20 protein-coding genes are annotated in these 20,193 nt (G+C 63.2%); 14 read left to right on the top strand and 6 right to left on the bottom strand.

What is annotated here, in order from left to right:
• The first annotated feature begins 506 nt into the window (after window positions 1-506).
• The 6 genes from folD to AC5P9N_RS13340 all read left to right on the top strand — a co-directional run bounded on the left by folD (window position 507) and on the right by AC5P9N_RS13340 (window position 8,468).
• Window positions 507-1,385: a bifunctional methylenetetrahydrofolate dehydrogenase/methenyltetrahydrofolate cyclohydrolase FolD gene (gene folD, locus AC5P9N_RS13365; protein ID WP_005413112.1), complete on the top strand. Its 879-nt coding sequence runs from the start codon at window positions 507-509 to the stop codon at window positions 1,383-1,385.
• Window positions 1,386-1,876: 491 nt separating this feature from the next.
• Window positions 1,877-3,334, top strand: coding sequence for an IMP dehydrogenase (gene guaB / locus AC5P9N_RS13360; RefSeq protein WP_049483302.1), 1,458 nt, complete (start codon window positions 1,877-1,879; stop codon window positions 3,332-3,334).
• A 107-nt stretch (window positions 3,335-3,441) separates the two neighbouring features.
• Window positions 3,442-3,921, top strand: a complete 480-nt coding sequence (locus AC5P9N_RS13355) for a hypothetical protein (RefSeq protein ID WP_180863313.1) — start codon at window positions 3,442-3,444, stop codon at window positions 3,919-3,921.
• Window positions 3,918-5,483 (top strand): glutamine-hydrolyzing GMP synthase, encoded by a 1,566-nt coding sequence (guaA, locus tag AC5P9N_RS13350; protein WP_099484502.1) that lies wholly within the window; start codon window positions 3,918-3,920, stop codon window positions 5,481-5,483. Before AC5P9N_RS13355 ends, guaA begins: the two co-directional genes overlap by 4 nt.
• Before the next feature lie 1,137 nt (window positions 5,484-6,620).
• Window positions 6,621-7,562, top strand: coding sequence for a hypothetical protein (locus AC5P9N_RS13345; protein ID WP_123958489.1), 942 nt, complete (start codon window positions 6,621-6,623; stop codon window positions 7,560-7,562).
• Between the two features lie 87 nt (window positions 7,563-7,649).
• Window positions 7,650-8,468, top strand: coding sequence for a hypothetical protein (locus AC5P9N_RS13340; RefSeq protein WP_099484503.1), 819 nt, complete (start codon window positions 7,650-7,652; stop codon window positions 8,466-8,468).
• A 273-nt stretch (window positions 8,469-8,741) separates the two neighbouring features.
• Here the strand turns inward: AC5P9N_RS13340 and AC5P9N_RS13335 are convergent, their stop codons facing one another.
• Both AC5P9N_RS13335 and AC5P9N_RS13330 read right to left on the bottom strand, forming a co-directional pair.
• Window positions 8,742-9,098, bottom strand: a complete 357-nt coding sequence (locus tag AC5P9N_RS13335; protein WP_099484516.1) for a hypothetical protein — start codon at window positions 9,096-9,098, stop codon at window positions 8,742-8,744.
• A 553-nt stretch (window positions 9,099-9,651) separates the two neighbouring features.
• Window positions 9,652-10,569, bottom strand: a complete 918-nt coding sequence (locus tag AC5P9N_RS13330) for a LysR family transcriptional regulator (protein ID WP_099484504.1) — start codon at window positions 10,567-10,569, stop codon at window positions 9,652-9,654.
• Between the two features lie 96 nt (window positions 10,570-10,665).
• On the opposite strand from AC5P9N_RS13330, the gene AC5P9N_RS13325 reads away from it, so the two are divergent.
• The 4 genes from AC5P9N_RS13325 to AC5P9N_RS13310 all read left to right on the top strand — a co-directional run bounded on the left by AC5P9N_RS13325 (window position 10,666) and on the right by AC5P9N_RS13310 (window position 13,761).
• Window positions 10,666-11,505, top strand: coding sequence for a type 1 glutamine amidotransferase domain-containing protein (locus tag AC5P9N_RS13325; RefSeq protein ID WP_099484505.1), 840 nt, complete (start codon window positions 10,666-10,668; stop codon window positions 11,503-11,505).
• A 98-nt stretch (window positions 11,506-11,603) separates the two neighbouring features.
• Window positions 11,604-12,335 (top strand): hypothetical protein, encoded by a 732-nt coding sequence (locus AC5P9N_RS13320; RefSeq protein ID WP_099484506.1) that lies wholly within the window; start codon window positions 11,604-11,606, stop codon window positions 12,333-12,335.
• A gap of 80 nt (window positions 12,336-12,415) precedes the next feature.
• Window positions 12,416-12,895 (top strand): hypothetical protein, encoded by a 480-nt coding sequence (locus AC5P9N_RS13315; RefSeq protein ID WP_239498942.1) that lies wholly within the window; start codon window positions 12,416-12,418, stop codon window positions 12,893-12,895.
• Window positions 12,896-12,978: 83 nt separating this feature from the next.
• Window positions 12,979-13,761: a 3-hydroxybutyrate dehydrogenase gene (locus AC5P9N_RS13310; protein ID WP_099484509.1), complete on the top strand. Its 783-nt coding sequence runs from the start codon at window positions 12,979-12,981 to the stop codon at window positions 13,759-13,761.
• On the opposite strand, the gene AC5P9N_RS13305 is transcribed toward AC5P9N_RS13310, so the two are convergent.
• Window positions 13,758-14,129 (bottom strand): DUF4180 domain-containing protein, encoded by a 372-nt coding sequence (locus tag AC5P9N_RS13305; RefSeq protein WP_099484510.1) that lies wholly within the window; start codon window positions 14,127-14,129, stop codon window positions 13,758-13,760. The two genes, AC5P9N_RS13310 and AC5P9N_RS13305, sit on opposite strands and share 4 nt — an antisense overlap.
• 182 nt (window positions 14,130-14,311) lie before the next feature.
• Here AC5P9N_RS13305 and AC5P9N_RS13300 point away from each other — a divergent pair, with 182 nt between their 5' ends.
• Window positions 14,312-15,562, top strand: a complete 1,251-nt coding sequence (locus AC5P9N_RS13300; protein WP_239498943.1) for an alpha/beta hydrolase family protein — start codon at window positions 14,312-14,314, stop codon at window positions 15,560-15,562.
• A gap of 54 nt (window positions 15,563-15,616) precedes the next feature.
• On the opposite strand, the gene AC5P9N_RS13295 is transcribed toward AC5P9N_RS13300, so the two are convergent.
• From AC5P9N_RS13295 to AC5P9N_RS13285, 3 genes are read right to left on the bottom strand one after another with little or no spacing between them, the layout of a single operon-like run.
• Window positions 15,617-16,075, bottom strand: coding sequence for an SRPBCC family protein (locus AC5P9N_RS13295; protein WP_005409329.1), 459 nt, complete (start codon window positions 16,073-16,075; stop codon window positions 15,617-15,619).
• Window positions 16,076-16,077: 2 nt separating this feature from the next.
• Window positions 16,078-16,410: an ArsR/SmtB family transcription factor gene (locus tag AC5P9N_RS13290; RefSeq protein ID WP_005413053.1), complete on the bottom strand. Its 333-nt coding sequence runs from the start codon at window positions 16,408-16,410 to the stop codon at window positions 16,078-16,080.
• Between the two features lie 10 nt (window positions 16,411-16,420).
• Window positions 16,421-16,876, bottom strand: a complete 456-nt coding sequence (locus AC5P9N_RS13285) for an SRPBCC family protein (protein ID WP_012479974.1) — start codon at window positions 16,874-16,876, stop codon at window positions 16,421-16,423.
• 165 nt (window positions 16,877-17,041) lie between these two features.
• Here AC5P9N_RS13285 and AC5P9N_RS13280 point away from each other — a divergent pair, with 165 nt between their 5' ends.
• The 3 genes from AC5P9N_RS13280 to AC5P9N_RS13270 all read left to right on the top strand — a co-directional run bounded on the left by AC5P9N_RS13280 (window position 17,042) and on the right by AC5P9N_RS13270 (window position 20,104).
• Entirely contained in the window at window positions 17,042-17,566 is a 525-nt protein-coding gene (locus tag AC5P9N_RS13280; RefSeq protein WP_005413051.1) for a GNAT family N-acetyltransferase, read from the top strand.
• A 94-nt stretch (window positions 17,567-17,660) separates the two neighbouring features.
• Complete coding sequence (locus AC5P9N_RS13275; protein WP_099484512.1) at window positions 17,661-19,430, top strand: oleate hydratase; 1,770 nt, start codon at window positions 17,661-17,663, stop codon at window positions 19,428-19,430.
• A gap of 86 nt (window positions 19,431-19,516) precedes the next feature.
• Window positions 19,517-20,104, top strand: a complete 588-nt coding sequence (locus AC5P9N_RS13270; RefSeq protein ID WP_043035135.1) for a TetR/AcrR family transcriptional regulator — start codon at window positions 19,517-19,519, stop codon at window positions 20,102-20,104.
• Window positions 20,105-20,193: the final 89 nt, after the last annotated feature.

Here is a 20,193-nt window from a genome sequence, read left to right as displayed (position 1 = left end):
GGCCGGCACTACCCGGGTCGGGAATTGCCGAAGCCGGCGGTTGGTAGTGCCGGCCGCTGGCCGGCAGATACGGAAACGTTCCGACGTCATGGGGTTGCCGGCCAGCGGCCGGCACTACCGTGTGGGGAATTGCCGGAGCCGGTGGTTGGTAGTGCCGGCCGCTGGCCGGCAGATACGGAATCGTTCCGACGTCATGAGGTTGCCGGCCAGCGGCCGGCACTACCGTGTGAGGAATTGCCGAAGCCGGTGGTTGGTAGTGCCGGCCGCTGGCCGGCAGATACGGAATCGTTCCGACGTCATGAGGTTGCCGGCCAGCGGCCGGCACTACCCGGGTCGGGAATTGCCGAAGCCGGCGGTTGGTAGTGCCGGCCGCTGGCCGGCAGATACGGAAACGTTCCGACGTCGTGGGGTTGCCGGCCAGCGGCCGGCACTACCGGCGCGCGGCGGTGGGCGAGGGGGCCTGAATCAGGGACAATAGCGTCCCCGCCGCCCCACGCCCGCTCCCGATGACCGATTCCGCCTCCCAGCATCCTGCCCGCATCCTTGATGGCCGCCGCATCGCCGAGGACCTGCTCGACAGCCTGAAGGTGCGCGTCGACGCCCGCGTCGCCGCTGGCGGCAGCCGTCCGGGCCTGGCTGTGGTGCTGGTCGGTGGCGACCCGGCCTCGACGGTGTACGTGCGCAACAAGCGTCGTGCCGCCGAGAAGGTCGGCATCGAGGCGCACGACTACGATCTGCCGGCCGGTACCACCGAGGCCGAGCTGCTCGACCTGATCGACCAGCTCAACGCCGATCCGAAGATCAACGGCATCCTGATCCAGCTGCCGCTGCCGGGCATCCCCGACGCGCGCCGGCTGATCCAGCGCATCGACCCGCGCAAGGACGTGGACGGCTTCCACCCGGAAAACGTCGGTCACCTGGCCCTGCGCGAGTTCGGCCTGCGCCCGTGCACCCCGCGCGGCATCACCACGCTGCTGGGCCACACCGACCAGCCGGTGCGTGGCCGCAACGCCACCATCGTGGGCGTCAGCAACCACGTCGGCCGCCCGATGGGCCTGGAGCTGCTGATTGCCGGCTGCACTGTGACCAGCTGCCACAAGTTCACCCCGAAGGACGTGCTGGAACAGGCCGTGCGCAACGCCGACATCCTGGTGGTGGCGGTGGGCCGCCCGGGCATCGTGCCGGGCGAGTGGGTGAAGCCGGGCGCTGTGGTGATCGACGTGGGTATCAATCGGTTGGACGACGGCCGGCTGGTGGGCGATGTCGGGTTTGAGGCCGCTGCCCAGCGGGCCAGCTGGATCACCCCGGTGCCGGGTGGTGTCGGCCCGATGACCGTGGCCACGTTGATGCAGAACACCCTGGAAGCGGCGGAAGCGCTGAGCTGACCTGCGATTGGGGAGAACTGCTGTTGGTGGGTGCGGACCGTTGGTCGGCACAATGCCGGGGCAGGGTGATGCCCTGCTCCTGGTAGGTGCCAACCTTGGTTGGCACGATCCGTCCGGCACCTGGACCCCAAGGTGGGGTGAGGGCCTCTGGCTGTTTGTGCCAACCAAGGTTGGCACCTACCAAAGGCGCTCCAGTGCTGGCCTGAGTGATCCTCTTAAGGTGGATGCCGACCGTTGGTCGGCACAATGCAGGAGCACAGGTGTCTGAAGGGTAGTGCGGACCAACGGTCCGCACCCACCAAAGGCAGGCCGATGACTCGCTCCTGGTAGGTGCCAACCAAGGTTGGCACCTACCAAAGGCAGTATGCCGCCGGCCCGGATGGCCCCCTGAACCAATCGCCGCCCGCGCGACACTGCGTCGCATCTACCCCCTGCCACAGGGCGCGAAAAAGGGGTAAAATGTCGCGCTTCCCCACATCTCGGGTATGCCGATGCTGCGCATCCAGGCTGAAGCACTCACTTACGACGACGTCTCGCTCGTCCCCGCCCACTCGACCATCCTGCCCAAGGACGTCAACCTCGAAACGCGGTTGACTCGCGACCTGAAGCTGAAGCTTCCGATCCTGTCCGCAGCCATGGATACCGTCACCGAAGCCCGCCTGGCCATCGCCATGGCACAGCTCGGCGGCATGGGCATCATCCACAAGAATCTCAGCCTGGAACAGCAGGCCGCGGAAGTGGCCAAGGTCAAGAAGTTCGAGGCCGGTGTCATCCGCGACCCGATCACCGTCGGCCCGGAAACCACCATCCGCGACGTGCTGGCCCTGACACAGGCGCACAACATCTCCGGCGTGCCGGTGGTGGGCAGCGACGGCCTGCTGGCCGGCATCGTGACCCACCGCGACATGCGCTTCGAAACCGAGCTGGACGATCCGGTCCGCCACATCATGACCAAGAAGGATCGCCTGATCACGGTCAAGGAAGGCGCCGCGTCGGATGAAGTGCTGCAGCTGCTGCACCGCAACCGCATCGAAAAGGTGCTGGTGGTCAATGATTCGTTCGAACTGCGTGGCCTGATCACCGTCAAGGACATCCAGAAGAACACCGACTTCCCCAACGCTGCCAAGGATCTGTCGACCCGCCTGCTGGTCGGCGCTGCCGTCGGCGTGGGTGGCGATACCGATCGCCGCGTGGAAGCGCTGGTCGCCGCCGGCGTGGACGTGATCGTGGTCGATACCGCGCACGGCCACTCGCAGGGCGTGCTGGACCGCGTCAGCTGGGTCAAGAAGAACTTCCCGCAGGTGCAGGTCATCGGTGGCAACATCTGCACCGGCGAAGCCGCACTGGCGCTGCTGGACAGCGGCGCGGACGCAGTGAAGGTCGGCATCGGCCCGGGCTCGATCTGCACCACCCGCGTCGTCGCCGGCGTCGGCGTGCCGCAGGTGACCGCCATTGATCTGGTGGCCGAAGCGCTGCAGGACCGCATCCCGCTGATCGCCGACGGTGGCATCCGCTATTCGGGCGACATCGGCAAGGCGCTGGCCGCCGGTGCCTCGACCATCATGGTCGGTGGCCTGCTGGCCGGTACCGAGGAATCGCCGGGCGAGACCGAGCTGTACCAGGGCCGTTCGTACAAGAGCTACCGCGGCATGGGTTCGCTGGCTGCCATGGAGAAGGGGTCGAAGGACCGCTACTTCCAGGACGCCGCCACCGCCGACAAGCTGGTGCCGGAAGGCATCGAAGGCCGCGTGCCGTACCGCGGCCCGGTGGGCGGCATCATCCACCAGCTGATGGGCGGCCTGCGCGCCACCATGGGCTACGTGGGCTGCGCCACCATCGAAGACATGCGCAGCAAGCCCAAGTTCGTGAAGATCAGCGGCGCCGGCCAGCGTGAGAGCCACGTCCACGACGTGACCATCACCAAAGAGCCGCCGAACTACCGCGCCTGATGCGCTTGCGAACTGCTCTTGCGATTACGGGCAGCCTGCTGATGGCAGGCTGTTCGGTGTCCGAACCGCCGCCGCGCTCCGGGTCTCCGGGCGCGGCGGTTTCGCAATTGCAGGACGTGCAGAAGTGCCAGAATTCATTCTCCCTGCCGGAAGGCTGGCACATGGAGGCTGCCGGCGAGCAGCGCTGGCTGCTGAAGGGCACGGGTGTGCGCCCGCTGCAGGTGATCCTGCAGTGCGTTACCGGACTGGACCACCTCTTTGAAGATCCCAGGGTGATCGCAGAGCTGGGGCCGCTGGAGCCGAGCCGGATGAACGTGCGCTTCGTCGCATGGGGCGACCCCGAACAACCCGGCTACCCCATGCGCGCCCTGCAACGGCGTTTCGTGCCTGGCACCGAAGTGCAGGAAGTCGCGGATCTGCCGCGCGCTGACCCCAACAACCGGCAGGCGCCACAGGGCCTGCTGATGCTGCGCTGGGACGAGGAAGACCCCTCACATATTCAACAACGCGAGGCGTTCATCGCCACGCTGACGCAGAGCCTTGAAGCGCCGGGCACTGCGAAAAACACCACTGGAACGGCACCATGACCAACATCCATAACGACAAGATCCTCATCCTCGATTTCGGCGCGCAGTACACGCAGCTGATCGCCCGCCGCATCCGCGAGCTGGGCGTCTACTGCGAAATCTGGGCGTGGGACCACAATCCGGCCGACATCGCTGCGTTCGGCGCCAAGGGCATCATCCTGTCCGGTGGCCCGGAATCGACCACGCTGCCGGGCGCCCCGGCCGCGCCGCAGGAAGTGTTCGACAGCGGCCTGCCGATCTTCGGCATCTGCTACGGCATGCAGACCCTGGCCGCGCAGCTGGGCGGTGCCACCGAAGCCGCGGATCAGCGCGAATTCGGCCACGCCGAAGTGAATGTGATCAACCCGGATGCGCTGTTCAAGGGCCTGAGCGACCACGGCGGCGAGCCGAAGCTGAATGTCTGGATGAGCCACGGCGACCACGTCTCCGTTGCACCGCCGGGCTTCACCATCACCGCCACCACCGACCGCATTCCGGTGGCCGCCATGGCCAACGAAGAAAAGCGCTGGTACGGCGTGCAGTTCCACCCGGAAGTGACCCACACCCTGCAGGGCCAGGCGCTGCTGCGCCGCTTCGTGGTGGACGTGTGCGGCTGCCAGACCCTGTGGACCGCCGCCAACATCATCGACGACCAGATCGCCCGCGTGCGCGAACAGGTGGGCGATGACGAAGTGATCCTGGGCCTGTCCGGCGGCGTCGATTCGTCCGTGGTGGCCGCGCTGCTGCACAAGGCCATCGGCGAGAAGCTGACCTGCGTGTTCGTGGATACCGGCCTGCTGCGCTGGCAGGAAGGCGACCAGGTGATGGCGATGTTCGCCGAGCACATGGGCGTAAAGGTCGTACGCGTGAATGCCGCCGATCGTTACTTCGCCGCGCTGGAAGGCGTGAGCGACCCGGAAGCCAAGCGCAAGATCATCGGCAACCTGTTCGTTGAGATCTTCGACGAAGAGTCGAACAAGCTGAGCAACGCCAAGTGGCTGGCGCAGGGCACCATCTACCCGGACGTGATCGAGTCGGCTGGCAGCAAGACCGGCAAGGCGCACGTGATCAAGAGCCACCACAACGTGGGCGGCCTGCCGGAGCACATGAAGCTGGGCCTGGTGGAGCCGCTGCGCGAGCTGTTCAAGGACGAAGTGCGCCGCCTCGGCGTTGAGCTGGGCCTGCCGCGCACCATGGTCTACCGCCATCCGTTCCCGGGCCCGGGCCTGGGCGTGCGTATCCTGGGCGAAGTGAAGCGCGAATACGCCGAGCTGCTGGCCAAGGCCGATGCCATCTTCATTGATGAGCTGCGCAAGGCCGACCTGTACGACAAGACCAGCCAGGCGTTTGCCGTGTTCCTGCCGGTGAAGTCGGTGGGCGTGGTGGGCGACGCGCGTGCTTATGAGTGGGTGATTGCGCTGCGTGCGGTGGAGACGATTGACTTCATGACGGCGCACTGGGCACATCTGCCGTATGAGTTCCTGGGGACGGTGAGCAACCGGATCATCAATGAGTTGCGGGGAGTGTCGAGGGTTGTTTATGACATCTCGGGGAAGCCGCCGGCGACCATTGAGTGGGAATGAGTTGAAAGAACGAGGGCGCCGAGAGGCGCCCTTTTTTGTTCGCCGCGAGCGCTGATGAGGTGCTTTGCGCCATTCATTGCCATTTGCATCCCAAGCGGCTTCCCGGCACTCGGGGTCAATTCGAGGCAGCTTGTCCAAGATCTTCTGTGGTCGTAAGATCAAAACGATCAACACCTAATTTCTCAGGCATACACAACGGATTGCTATGCAAATGCGAGAGGCGGAAAAGCTTCGGAAAAGTTGGGGGAATAAGCCCTGCAATCACCCTCGAGTTGAGCAGGAGTATCACTTGGGGTCAAATACGGGTGAGTTCGTATGCACAACCTGTGGAGAATCCAAGGAAAGGCGTGATTGGAATATTAGGGCAGAAGAAAAAGGGTGAACGCTCGTTGACATCCGAGATTCAAGTGAGGCAGCCACTGTGGCTGTTCGCATCGGGCCAATTCATATTCTATGGATGAGCCGTTGAGTTCTCAGAATTCTGGAGTCTTAGAATGAGTTCATGACAACGACAGCTTCAAGATGTCGGATTTGCGAAGACCAAAATTTCTAAGAACTTCGAATTAACTGAAGTCGAGCAGACTTTAGGAAATATTGACCAAATTTATGGCGTTGAGCCAATTCAAGAGCTCGTGCCAAGGGTTGGTGTGGGTATGGGGCCCAGCTATAGCCATAATTTCGGATTAGGGGTATTTCCATTTCATACCGATATGGCTCACTGGAGCATCCCTCCGCGCTACTTTGCGCTTATTTGTATCGTGGGATCCCGTGACGTGAAGACAAATATAGTGCACAGAGATAGTCTGATTGACCCGCAGGAACGGGACTTCTTTAAGAAGGCAATTTTGCGATCTCGGAGGCCGCTTGATGGTCGTCAGGTTCCACTAAGAATGGTGGATGGTGACATATTTCGTTGGGATACACTATTCCTTCAGCCCGTAAATTCGATAGCAGTCCGTGCTGTGCGAATGATTAACGATCGTATTCGGGATGTGAGTATTAGTAGCGTTGCCCTAGATGAGCCTGGCCAAGTACTGGTGGTGGACAATTGGCGAACCCTGCACGGCAGGTCGGAAGTGTCGTCGAGTTCTCGTGGAAGAGTGCTGAAAAGGGTCTACTTGGAGTGAGGGAGGATAGATGGCAGTTAGGGTCGATCACGAGTGGTCAAAGAGCTCCTACTTAGCCAAGTCTGACTTGTATTCGGAGGCTATGCAGGCTAATTCTACCGATTGGCAGTATGGGCTTTGGTCAACTTTCCTCATGGAAATGTTGATAAGAGCATCAATTTCGCATGTGTCGCCGGCGCTTGTGGCAGACGGTTCCGACTGGAATAATATTCTTTATGCACTTGGGCATGCTCCGAAGAAGGCTAAATTCGTTCCTCGAACCGCCCCTATTACAGAATTAATTGGGCGCGCCGAAGAATTGGTCCCTGCGTTTACGCGCGAGCATGTCAACTTTTGCTTGGCACATTTCTCAAAGAGAAACTCGGAGCTTCATTCTGGAAACCTGAACTTTGAAAGCTCTAGCTCGTCGTCCTGGCGGCCGCACTTCTTTGCTGTCTGCGATGTGCTCTTGAGTCATTGTGGGTCTTCTTTAGAAAATCTTTTCGGAGATGCTGAGGCAAAAGAGGCGAGGGAAGATATATCAGCACTTAATGATGGCGCCGCGAAGAGCGTCCTTGGTGCTATCAATGCCCATAAGGTTGTTTGGGATTCGAAGTCAGACGAGGACAGGAAGACGGCTCTGGACCAGGCTGCGGCTGCGTCTTTGCGCCACTATGGTCATCGAGTTAATTGTCCTTCCTGTACCGCCACTGCGCTCGTGCAGGGGCGCGCAATGGGCGTAGCCAAAACATCAACTGCGGAAGATGGTGTTGTTGAACGTCAAGCAATGCGGCCAGAGGAGTTCTTCTGCGTTGCATGCGGCTTGAAGATTTCAGGATACTCAAAGCTTCTTGCTTGTGGATTGGGTGATAGTTATGTTTCGACTAGTCATTATGATGCGATAGAGTACTTTGGCATTGATGTTGATAGGCTGGCGCGAAATATGTGGGAAGATGACAATAATGAGTACTGATCATCAAGGTACTAGCGTCGGTGTTCTTGATCCAGTCAGGCGTCGACTTCTGACTCTTGAGCGGCGTAGCCAAGCAGGCGCGAAGCAATGAGCCGAAAATTTGATCTCGATGCGCGTGCGGAGAGGATGCAGCGGAAGGAAGAGCCGTTTCGGCTCCACGGGAAGCTGCGATCAGTCCACTTTCTGCGAGGCGTTATGTCACGCGCAAGCATGAGCCTTCCGGCGTTCTACTATTTTCTTGGCACCGCGCAGGCTGCTGAAGATATGGATGCTTCGGGCGACTTGCCCTTTCGCGTATCGCAGTCGTACCTAGAGTTCTCAACGCTGAACTCGCTGTCCCTGAACTGCCGGAAAGTCTTTGATCATGCCGCCAAGCCAGACCTTACTGGAGGTAATTTCGGCCGCTTGTCCGACGGAGTGCTTGAAGAGCATGCGCACTACTGGTCCGAGCGAGGAAGCAATACTTTCGAAGATGCTCATCGCGCCCTCGTCTTTTTAAGGGAATTCTTTCGTGAATACGCGCGGACAGATACTGACCTACTCAAGGCTCCCGGTCGACTCCACAAGCGGATCGGCCTTCTAAAGCAACATGCCGATCGCACGGCAGCGCATCTTTCTTTACAGGAGTACGAGCTCGAACTTCTCGATATGATGCATGTTGTAGCTGCGCTTGTGATCGTGGGGGAGGTGATTCGAAGCTTCGATGCGCCCTCAATGGGTAGCGATTACTTCAACGATATCGACGCGGCATCCCTGGCGGCAGCGTCGCGTACTTTTCCATCTATGCGCGATTTTCGCCTGCTCGGACATGTGAAGGTAGACCAGCAGGCGCGCGCCTACTGGAGGATGTACCAATACGAGAGTATCCCGCGCTTCTTCGATCAGCTCGAGTTCGCGTTGGGGTAGGGCTGGCCAAATGCCGGAGGATGGCCTTATGACATCGCCGCGTAGAAGACTGCGGCTCATTCGGTCTCGTTTGCATGCATCGTCCTTTCCGGAGGATGACCGAACTGGCTTGCTGGGTCTCGCCGCTCTCGACCGTGATTGGTCATGGATGGAGGAATTTGCTCCGATGCTCTTCAGCCGGGTGGAGCTGCCATGTTCGCTCCTGGCAGGAGGCGCGTGTTAATCAATGTGACGCCCAATCAAATCTGCTGTACGTTGCTCCGGTCAGGCAGGTCACTCCGGCCTAACCTCCCGACAAGCCCACTCAGCCAATCCCCGGCAAGCCAGAAATAGCCCATCAACCACCCCCTCATCCAGATGCCGCTCTGGTTCCGCTGCCACCCGGCAGCGGTCTGCCGAGTGCAGCACCTCCAGCACCGTTAGCAGCCCGACCAACGCGCGTTCGGTCCTCGCCAGGCTCACGCGGCGCCCGGGAGAGACGTCGTTCTCCGGCCAGGGCAGTCCATCAGCGCCCTCGCAGCCACGCATGCGCTTGAGGATGCCGAGCAGGGAATTCAGGTCGTGCAGGGGAGTGTCGTCGTTGATGGGCTCAACAACGGTGTACGAGGAAAAGGTATCGGATTCGTTCATGGCGTCGGCTTCCGTGGCTGTGCTTAACAGCGCCACCGTGAAGAGGTGGCGGACGATGCGTGGCTGCAAACCGGGATGAAATAGCACCATAGACCGGTGGGCCCGAGGGCCCCCACGCACCGCCCGCCAGAAAGGCCGACGGATTGCCCGCCGGCACCGGTTAAGGACGGTGCCGACGGGCAAGCGCAAACTACAGGTGCATCTCTCATCACGGGTTTGCAGACCCGCTGCCACCCTTTTTCGGTGGCGCGCCATGGTGTTTACGCGGCCGCTTCGAATGCCAATAGAAATTCGCGAAGGAATCGCTGAATCCGAGAGCGAAGAACTATTGTTGCACTCTCCATGCGTGCAGCACGCGACACCGCCGGACGCATTTGCGCAGCTGCTCTGCTGATGGCGAATCAAGCTGGCGCAATCGCCCACGCCACAAGCGAATAGCGCGACGGTCTTCTTTGCAACAGTTCTTAGTCAGCCTTGGCAGGCAGTGGCACCCGACAGAGCGCACACCCCGAAAATCGGTTCAAACCCGACACCGCCAAGGAGCCTTCCTGCTTCAACCAGCGCGATCCTCAGTCGCATTCCCCACCAGCAACTCAATCATTGCCCGCGCCGCGGCCGACTGCCGCCGATGCGGCGCATAGATCACCGAGAACGGCCGCGACCGCCCCCGCAGCTGCGGCAGCACTTCTACCAGCTGCCCGCGCTGCAACCGCTCGCGCACGATGAATTCGTAGCTCTGGCAGATGCCGATGCCCTGTTCGGCCAGCGACACCACGCCCAGCACATCGTCGGAGGTCTCGATGGACGAACGCGGCAGCCACTCCACGTCGCGCCCGCCGTCGCGGAAGATCCACGGCGCCAGCCGCCCGGTACGCGGCATGACGAAGGGCAGGCACAGGTGCTGCTGCAGGTCGTCCAGCGTCTGCGGCGTACCCCGGTGCTGCAGGTACTCCGGCGAAGCCACCAACAGCAGTGGCGCATCCTCCAGCTTCCGCCCCACCAGCCCGCTGTCCGGCAGCTGGCCCAGGCGGATGGCGAGGTCGAAGCCTTCGGCCACCAGGTCCACGTTGCGGTTGGTGATGTTCAGTTCCACCTGCACCTGCGGGTACTGCTGCGCAAAGCGCGCCAGCACGGGCGGCAGCCGGTAGTGACCATAGGTGGTGGGCACGCTCAGGCGCACGCGGCCGGCCAGCGCACCGTCCTGGGCCAGTACGTCGCGCTCGGCGTCGTCCAGCAGGCCGAAGGCGGTGCGTACCTGTTCCAGATAGAGCCGCCCGGCGTCGGTCAGACCCACGCGGCGGGTGGTCCGCTGCAGCAGCTGCCGGCCCAGCCGCGCTTCCAGGCGGGTGACCGCGCGGCTCAGCACCGAGGGCGTGGTGGACAGCGCCACCGCGCCGGCGGTGAACGAGCCGTGCTCGACCACCGCCAGGAACACCTCCACATCGCCCAGGTAGTCGAACTTGCGGCTCATTTGGCTCTCCGGGGAACAGATGTTTTGCGATGGAGCCAATTTATCGCCGCTGGGGCGATGAATAAAGTGGCGGCCATTCCCCGATAGGAGCTCCCCATGAACCTGATGACCCGGCTGGCCGCAGCGCTGGCCCTGACCCTGGCCGCCAGCGGCGCGCATGCCGCCAACGTGCTGGTGGTGTTGTCCGACGAAAACCACCTGGACCTGAAGGACGGCAAGGTGCTGTCCACCGGCTTCTATCTCAACGAGTTGATGCAGCCGGTCAAGCTGCTGCTGCACGCGGGCCACGAGGTGACCTTCGCCACGCCGCAGGGGCGGGCGCCGACGGTGGATGCGTCCTCGGTGACGCCGGCGTACTTCGGCAACGATGCCGCGCAGTTGAAGCTGCATAAAGATCTGCTGGAGAAGCTGGCGTTGACCTCGCCGACGGCCTCGCCGGTGGTCAGCCTGGCGCGCATCGAGCAGCAGGGGTATGCGCGTTTCGATGCGGTCTACATTCCCGGTGGCCACGCACCGATGCAGGACCTGCTGAAGAGCCCGGCGCTGGGTCGGCTGCTGGCCGACTTCCACCAGCGCAACAAGACCACCGCCCTGGTCTGCCACGGGCCGATCGCGCTGCTGTCCACGCTGCCGGATGCTGCGGGCTTCGTGGCAAAGCTGGAAGCCGGTGCGGTGCCGGCCACGCCGAAGTGGATCTACAGGGGCTACCAGATGACGGTGATCAGCAACCAGGAAGAAGAGCAGGCCAAGCCGATGCTGGGCGGCGGTGAGATGAAGTTCTACCCGCAGACCGCGTTGCAGCGGGCGGGTGCGCTGTTCAGCAGCAATGCCACGCCGTGGACCGGGCATGTGGTGGTGGACCGCGAGCTGATTACCGGGCAGAACCCGGCTTCGGCGCTGGAGGTGGGGCAGCGGTTGGTGGAGCGGTTGAAGTAAGGCGGGGTCTGCATCGCATGCCGTGTCGTGGCAACATGGTGGGCTGGCCTCGTCCTTCTGGGCGGGGCCGGTTTTCCAGGCAGGCCCTCGAACACGACATGCGAACGTCTTTTTTCATTCTCTCCGCCCTGTGCCTTGGCCTACTGTCCGGCTGTGCCAGTGGCCCGGAGGAGCACGCTTCCAGCCGCGAGATCACCAGTGCGTTCGTCGCCGACGACGGCCAGCTGTACCTGTTGCCGCGCTATGACGAGCCGATGCGCTTCAATGCCGCGCCATTCCGCGAGTACCGCGCGCTGATGGACAGCCCGCTGCGCGAGGCGGTGGCCTGCGCGCAGATGTACTTCCATGAAGACTGGCGCGACCCGGCCAACAAGGCCAAGGTGCACGGCAGCTATGCGCTGCTGCTGCGGCCGCAGCAGGTGACGGCAGAGCTGGCCGGACAGTTCAAGCTGGAGCGGATTGAGGTGCTCCCGCGTGAGGCCAAGGCCGTGGAGGAGCGGGCGCGCTACTACCTGCCGATGGACCGGACCCGTTACGCGCTGGCGTTTGACCGCGCCTGCAATCTTTCAAGGAAGGGCGGCAGCTATTACAGCGCGCTGTTCGAGGGCGACGGCGAGCGGGTGAAGTTGCCGGATGCTGCGGCGCTGGCAGAGAAGGGGAAGCTGGCACAGCCGATCAACGCGCGGGCGCAGCGGATCCTGCCAGAGAGGGAGGACAAGCCGGGTGTGGGTTCGGCGGCGAGCAAGGTGCTGGGCGCCGCGTTGGTACCGGTAGCGGTGCCGGTGTTTGTGTTGAGCCTGCCGTTCCTGGGGCCGGACCATTGGAAGTGAAAAGGCGTTGAGGCGAGAGCCATCCACGCGTGACGTGGATCTACTTGGGTATCGCCTGAAAGTTCATCCTGGAGATCTGTGTGCCCAGCACGCTGGAAACTGTTTTGAAGACCGTAGGTTTCATTGTCCTCGCGGCACTTCCGTTGGTGATCCTCTGGTTCACCCTTCGGCGAATGTCAGCAACTGCTTGCTCGTCTGTGAAATCGGGGCTGCATTTGCATGCCCCGCGCCGGATTTCCGGCAGGTCCATGACCTTGGTGATGCTGGATGGAAAAGAGGATCGGGAGCACTACTTCTTTGATGCGGCGTCCTTTTACCTGCGGCGTGGGCCGTTGCCCACGGCGGTTCCGCTTTCGCAGATCACCTCAGTCACGCGAACGTCCGACAAGATCTACGGGCGCTATGTCTGGCAGGTGTGCTTCAGCAAAGCATCGGGCAGAAAGTGCGTGACGTTCACCAACAACCTGACGCTGTTCAACCGCGACTTCCTGCTGTTCCTGGAGGCGGTGCGGAAGGCCAACCCGCTGGCGACCGTTGATCGGGCGGGCATCCGCTTCTAATGGTGGGCCGACATCGGGCGCTAGTTAAAGGGGGTTGGCCCGTGTAGGTACACTGGCGGCCCACCCCCAATGGAAGCTCGCCCATGTTCTCTGGAAAGGTTGCGGTGGTCACCGGCTCCACCAGTGGTATCGGTCTCGGCATTGCCACGGCGCTGGCGCGGAAGGGCGCCGACATCGTGCTGAATGGCTTCGGCGACGCGGCGGAGATCGAACGCATCCGTTCCAGGTTGGATGCTGAGTTCGGCGTGCGCGTGGCGCATGACAGTGCTGACCTGTCGCGGGGCGAGGCAGTGCGAGGCATGATCGACCACGCCGTTGCGAAGATGGGCCGCATCGACATCCTGGTGAATAACGCGGGCATCCAGCACACCGCATCGATCGAGGAATTCCCGGTCGAAAAATGGGATGCGATCCTGGCGCTGAACCTGTCGGCGGTGTTCCATGCAACGGCGGCGGCCTTGCCGCACATGAAGCAGCAGGGCGCTGGCCGCATCATCAACATCGCGTCGGTGCACGGGCTGGTCGGCTCAGTGAACAAGTCCGCCTATGTAGCAGCCAAGCACGGCGTGGTGGGCTTCACCAAGGTGACCGCGCTGGAGAATGCGGGCACCGGCATCACCGCCAATGCCATCTGCCCGGGCTGGGTGCGGACGGCGCTGGTCGAGCAGCAGATCACTGCGTTGGCGGAGAAGGAAGGCACGGATCAGGAGTCCGCCGCTCGCGCGCTGCTGGCTGAGAAGCAGCCTTCGCTGCAGTTCGTGACGCCCGAGCAGCTGGGCGAGTTGGTGGTGTTCCTGGCTTCGGACGCGGCGGCGCAGATTACCGGCACGGCGCTGCCGGTGGATGGGGGCTGGACGGCGCGCTAACTGGCCGAGGCCGGCAGGCGCGCCAGCAGAGCATCCCAATCGGCCACGAAGCAGCCGTCGCGACCACGGTTGCACTCGGTGATCCACGCGTCCAGCGATTCGCTCTGTGCGCGGTAGGCGCTGACATCGCCCAGCACGGCGAAACGCAGGCGGTAGTTCACCAGCATCTGCAGCCATTGCCCGGCCATGCCGGAGCGCAGTTCGAAGAAGTTTGCCGACAGGCGTTGCACCGGTACGGCGATCCACTCGGTCTGGTGCCCGAGGGCATCGCCGACCAGATCGCGCAGGGCGCTGGCATCGAGCATCGGGCCCTGCGGGTCGATGCGCAGGAGGCGGGTGGTGCCGACATGTTCGAGATGTGTGTGCATGATGCGCTCTGAAGCCCTTATCGTCCGCCCAGTATGGTCGTGGAAGGGGAGCGACGGCGAGCGGTTGCAGCATGAATCTGGCGAACGAACGCGCTAGGCTGCGCCGGGTGCCCGCACGAGGCGGGTTCACGATACCGGGGAAGGGCATGGCAGGGTGGAGGAGTCGTTCGTTGTTGAGCGCGGTGCTGGTGTGTTCGGGCCTGCCGGTTGCAGCCGCCGAGCTGTGCACGGTCAGTGCCTACGGTGACGGGCAGGGCAACATCGTGGTGCTGGGCGCACCCGCTGCGGCACCGGCCACGGGGCAGCGCTATCTGATGCTGGACGGGCGGCGCGGCGCCACCGGCGATGCCAACGCGCCGGTGAGCTGCAGCGGCGATGTGGTCAGCTTCAGGACGCCTGCGGGAGCCACGCAGCGCTGGCAGCGCCTGGCGAGCCGCGATACCGATGCAACGTTCATCAGCGCGGGAACCAAGCTGGTCGGGCAGTTGATCGAGCCGGCAGGGCCGGCAGACCCGACGCGGCCGCTGGTGGTGTTGGTGCACGGCTCGGAACGCACGATGGCGGTGGCGGCGATCTACCAGCGCATGCTGGTGGCGCAGGGAATCTCGGTGTTCGCCTACCAGAAGCGTGGCACCGGCGATTCAGATGGCGAGTACACGCAGAACTTCGAGCTGCTCGCTGACGACGCAGCGGCGGCGCTTGCTAAGGCGCGTGAACTGGCGAAAGGTCGCTTCGGCCGTGCCGGGTACTTCGGTGGCAGCCAGGGCGGTTGGATCGCGCCCTTGGCGGCCACGCGTTCGCAGGCGGATTTCGTGGCGATCGGTTTCGGGCTGGTGGTGTCGCCGATCGAGGAGGACCGCGAGCAGCTGTTCGACGAGGCACGCCGCATGCAGCTGGATGCAACGGCGATGAAGCAGGTCGGCCAGCTTTCAGACGCGACCGCGCAGTTGATGCGCACGCATTTCAAAGAAGGGCTCGAGGCGCTGGCGAAGGTGCGTACGGAGATCGGTGCCACACCGTGGGCAAAGAACATCAGCGGCGAATACAGCGGCGACATGCTGCGCATGAGTGACGCCGACCTGCGCCGGATCGGCCGCGCGCGATTCGACAACCTGGAGCTGATCTGGGACTACGACGCCGAGGCCGCGCTGCGCCGCCTGAAGGTGCCGTTGCTGTGGGTGCTGGCCGAGCAGGACCGCGCCGCGCCGATTGCCGCCACGCGTTCGATCCTGTCGCGCCTGCGCGCGTCGGGGCAACCGATCGACACCTACCTGTTCCCGGATACCGACCACGGCATGGTCGAGTTCCGCACCGATGCCGAGGGCAACCGAGTGTCGACGCGGATCACCGACGGCTACCTGCGCCTGCTGGCCGATTGGATCAAGCAGGATGTGCATGGCAGTTATGGACGTTCGCGCAGATTGAGCGATTGACCGGATGGGGGGCGCTGGCGGCGGATGGCGCTCCGCCGCCGATTGCGGCACGACTCAGTTCGGCTTCGCAAATACGTCCAATCCCTTGCCGGTTTCCAGCAGCGACTTCAGGCTCGACAGCACGATCGGCCAGCCCTGGCGGATGCCGGTATCCATGCCGCTGCCCGGTTCCAGCTCCTCATGGGTAACGGTCAGCCGCACCATGTCCTGGTAGGGCACGATGTCGAAGGTGACGCGGCTGTAGGCATCCGGGTTGTCGGCCTGCGAGGCGGCGGCCCAGGTGATGACCAGGCGCGAGGGCGGGGTGCTTTCCACCACTTCGCCCACCAGTTCGACCGAGCGGGTTTCGTTTGCGCGCACATGCTGCCAGCGCGAGCCGGGTTTCCAGTCGGAGACGTTCTCGTGGCCCCAGTAGCGGCTGGCGATCTCGGGGCGGGTGATGGCCTCGAACACCTTCTGTGGCGTGGACGCGATGTAGATCACGTGGATGAAGCGGGTTGACTCTGCAGACATCGTCATTCTCCTTCCAGTTCGCGTTTCAGGTCATGCAGCAGGCTCAGGCGCTGCTGCTCGAACTTGCGTACCCAGCGTTCGTAGACTTCATGCAGGGGCACCGGGTTGATGAAGTGCAGCTTCTCGCGGCCACGGCGCACGGTGCTGATCAGGTTGGCGTCTTCCAGCAGGCCCAGGTGCTGGGTGACCGATTGCCGGGCTATGTCCAGGTTTTCGCACAGCTGGCCCAGGGTCTGGCCGTTGTGCTCGCAGAGCAGGTCCAGCAGCGTCCGGCGCGTGGGATCGGCCAGTGCCTTGAAGACCTTGTCTGCGTCGCGCACGTTGTCTACCACCATGGGGATGTCTTCAATTCCAGTTGTCGATCCTGACGTCGTGTGGGTTGGGCTGGCCCTTGCCGGTCTCCAGCAGGGCCTTCAGGCTCATCAGGAACACCGCCCACTTTGTGCTGCAGTGGGAGGTGAACTCGACGCGCTCCTTCCAGCCTTCATGGGTGAACAGGACGATGCAGTAATCGCCTTCCTGCTTCAGCACGAAGCGCGCGTGGGTGCCGATCCATTCGGCGGGACCGGCGATGAACCGCCAGAGCACGAGCTCGCCTGGAATGAGCTGTTCCAGCTTCATTTCCATCGCGCCGATCTCCTGGCCGTTGTTCGTGAAACGCGCCTTGACCGTGCCGCCGACCTCACGGTCGCCCCGGGTGTCTTCGGCCCACCAGGCGGCGACGCCTTCGGGGGTGGCCAGGGCCTGGTACACCTGGCTTGCGGGGGCCTTGAAGCCGACCCTGTGTGCGATATCCACCATTGCAGGTTCCTCGCGATGGGGCGGCAGGCGACGCCCTTGGGATGGACTATATGCAGGTAAATGCCTGCATGTCAAATCCGGCCCAGGGACTTCCGACCCTGGTAGTGCTGGCCGCTGGCCGGCATCCTCGTGACAGCTGATTGACGCGTTGACAGGAGTACGTGCATGACTGAAACAGGAAAGGACACCTTGACCATCCGCCGCGCCAGTGCGGCAGATGCCCCTGCGGTGCTGGCGCTGTTCGACGAGGTGATCGAATGGTTCGTGTCGATCGGCAATCTGCAGCAATGGGGCAGCGAGCCATGGTCCACGGTGCCACGCCGGATCACCCAGGTGACCGATGCGTGCGCGCTGCCTGGCGCATGGGTGGCCCAGAACGAGCAGGGTGAGGTGCGTGCGTTCCTGGCGCTGGGCGAGTCGATGCCCTATGTGCCGGCGCCCGATGGGCCGGAGCTGTACGTGCGGGTATTGGTGGCCTCGCGTGATGCGCGCGTGCGCGGCATTGGCCGTCGCCTGATGGCGTTTGCCGATGAGCAGGCGCGCGCTGCCGGCCTCGACCATCTGCGCGTGGACTGCTATGGCGGAGGCAGCGGTGATCTGGTGCGCTTCTACGAGTCCTGCGGCTACACGCGAATTGCGCCGTTCAACGTGGACGGCTGGCCAGGCATGCTGCTGGGCCGCCAGCTCTGACGCCGCTGCGTCATTCGGTCGCAGCATGCATGCAGGAATCGGTACATCGGTTCGGCGCTAGAGTGGGGTCACCCCCTCCAGGAAGGAGCAGCGCATGTACTACAGCAGTGGCAACTACGAAGCCTTTGCGCGCCCGCGCAAGCCCGCCGGTGTCGATGGCAAGCGCGCATGCTTCGTCGGTTCAGGCCTGGCCTCACTGGCCGGCGCTGCGTTCCTGATACGTGACGGGCGCATGGCCGGTGAACGCATCACCATCCTTGAACAGCAGCACATTCCTGGCGGTGCGCTGGATGGCCTGAAGGTGCCGGAGAAGGGTTTCGTGATCCGCGGCGGTCGCGAGATGGAAGACCATTTCGAGTGCCTGTGGGATCTGTTCCGCTCGATTCCGTCGCTGGAGATCGAGGATGCCAGCGTGCTGGATGAGTTCTACTGGTTGAACAAGGACGACCCGAACTATTCGCTGCAGCGCGCCACGATCAATCGCGGCGAAGATGCGCACACCGACGGTCTGTTCACACTCACCGAGCAGGCACAGAAGGACATCATCGCGCTGTTCCTGGCCACCCGTCAGGAGATGGAGAACAAGCGCATCAACGAAGTACTGGGCCGTGATTTCCTGGACAGCAACTTCTGGCTGTACTGGCGAACCATGTTCGCGTTCGAAGAGTGGCATTCGGCGCTGGAGATGAAGCTGTACCTGCATCGCTTCATCCACCATATCGGCGGCCTGCCGGATTTCTCGGCGCTGAAGTTCACGAAGTACAACCAGTACGAATCGCTGGTGCTGCCGCTGGTGAAGTGGTTGCAGGACCAGGGCGTGGTGTTCCAGTTCGGTACCGAGGTGACCGACGTCGACTTTGATCTGCAGCCGGACCGCAAGCAGGCCACGCGCATCCATTGGATGCATGACGGTGTAGCCGGTGGCGTGGATCTCGGCGCGGATGATCTGCTGTTCATGACCATCGGTTCGCTGACCGAGAACTCGGATAATGGCGACCACCACACTGCGGCACGCCTGAACGAAGGCCCGGCGCCTGCCTGGGACCTGTGGCGCCGCATTGCCGCGAAGGATGACGCGTTCGGGCGTCCGGATGTGTTCGGCGCGCACATTCCAGAAACCAAGTGGGAATCGGCAACGGTGACCACGCTGGATGCGCGCATTCCGGCCTACATCCAGAAGATCGCCAAGCGCGATCCCTTCAGCGGCAAAGTGGTGACCGGCGGCATCGTCAGCGTGCGCGACTCGCGCTGGCTGATGAGCTGGACGGTGAATCGCCAGCCACATTTCAAGAACCAGCCCAAGGACCAGATCGTGGTCTGGGTGTATTCGTTGTTCGTGGATACGCCCGGCGACTACGTGAAGAAGCCGATGCAGGACTGCACCGGCGAGGAGATCACCCGCGAGTGGCTGTACCACCTGGGCGTGCCGGTGGAGGAGATCGACGAGCTGGCGGCGACGGGCGCGAAGACGGTGCCGGTGATGATGCCGTACATCACCGCGTTCTTCATGCCGCGCCAGGCCGGTGATCGCCCGGACGTGGTGCCGGACGGTGCGGTGAACTTCGCTTTCATCGGCCAGTTCGCCGAATCGAAGCAGCGCGATTGCATCTTCACTACAGAGTACTCGGTGCGCACGCCGATGGAAGCGGTGTACACGCTGCTGGATATCGAACGCGGCGTACCCGAGGTGTTCAATTCCACCTACGACGTGCGCTCGCTGCTGGCCGCGACCGGGCGCCTGCGTGATGGCAAGGAACTGGACATTCCCGGGCCAGCGTTCCTGCGCAACCTGCTGATGAACAAGCTGGACAAGACCCAGATCGGTGGTCTGCTGCGCGAGTTCAAGCTGGTGCAGGAGGACTGAGCGGGGCGTGGGTAGCGCCGGGCCATGCCCGGCGAGCCCGGCAGCGGGTAGTTGACAGCGTTTCAACCTACTAGTAGGTTGGCGACATGAAAGAGTCGCTCTCGCCCAAGGCCCAGGAGATCCTGGCCCATGCCCGTTCGCTGCTGGAGGCCGGTGGCTACAACGGTTTCAGCTACGCCGACGTGTCCGCGCGGGTGAACATCAGCAAGGCCAGCATCCATCACCACTTCCCCAGCAAGGCGGACCTGGTGCGCACGGTGGTTGAACTGTACCGGGCCGAGGCGCGCGAAGGCCTGGCGCTGCTGGACCGGCAGCTGGACGACCCGCTGCAGGAGCTCAACGCCTATGTGGAGTACTGGTCCAGCTGCATTGCAGGGGGGACGTCGTCGTTCTGCATCTGCGCGATGCTGGCAGCGGAGGCGCCGATGATCCCTGCGGAGATTGCCGATGAAGTGCGCGGGCATTTCGAGGATCTGAGCGGGTGGCTGACGGTGACGCTGGAGAAGGGCGCGGCGCTGGGCCAGTTGCGCCTGCAGGGTTCCCCTGCGGACGAGGCCAGGGCGTTCATGTCCTCGGTGCACGGCGCGATGCTGGCCGCGCGCGGTTTTGGTGACGCGGCGACCTTCGCGGCACTGGCACAGTTGGCGATCGCGCGGGTGAGTGCGGCGCTCTGAGAGATGTGTGGTGGGCCTGCGGCGACGCGGGCCTTCTTTTTGAGTCCAATGCCTACCTACTAGTAGGTTCATTCTATCCCTGGAGATGT

This window comes from Stenotrophomonas sp. YJH_SMC_6, assembly GCF_059371335.1.
This window is presented reverse-complemented; position numbering and strand designations above follow the sequence as displayed.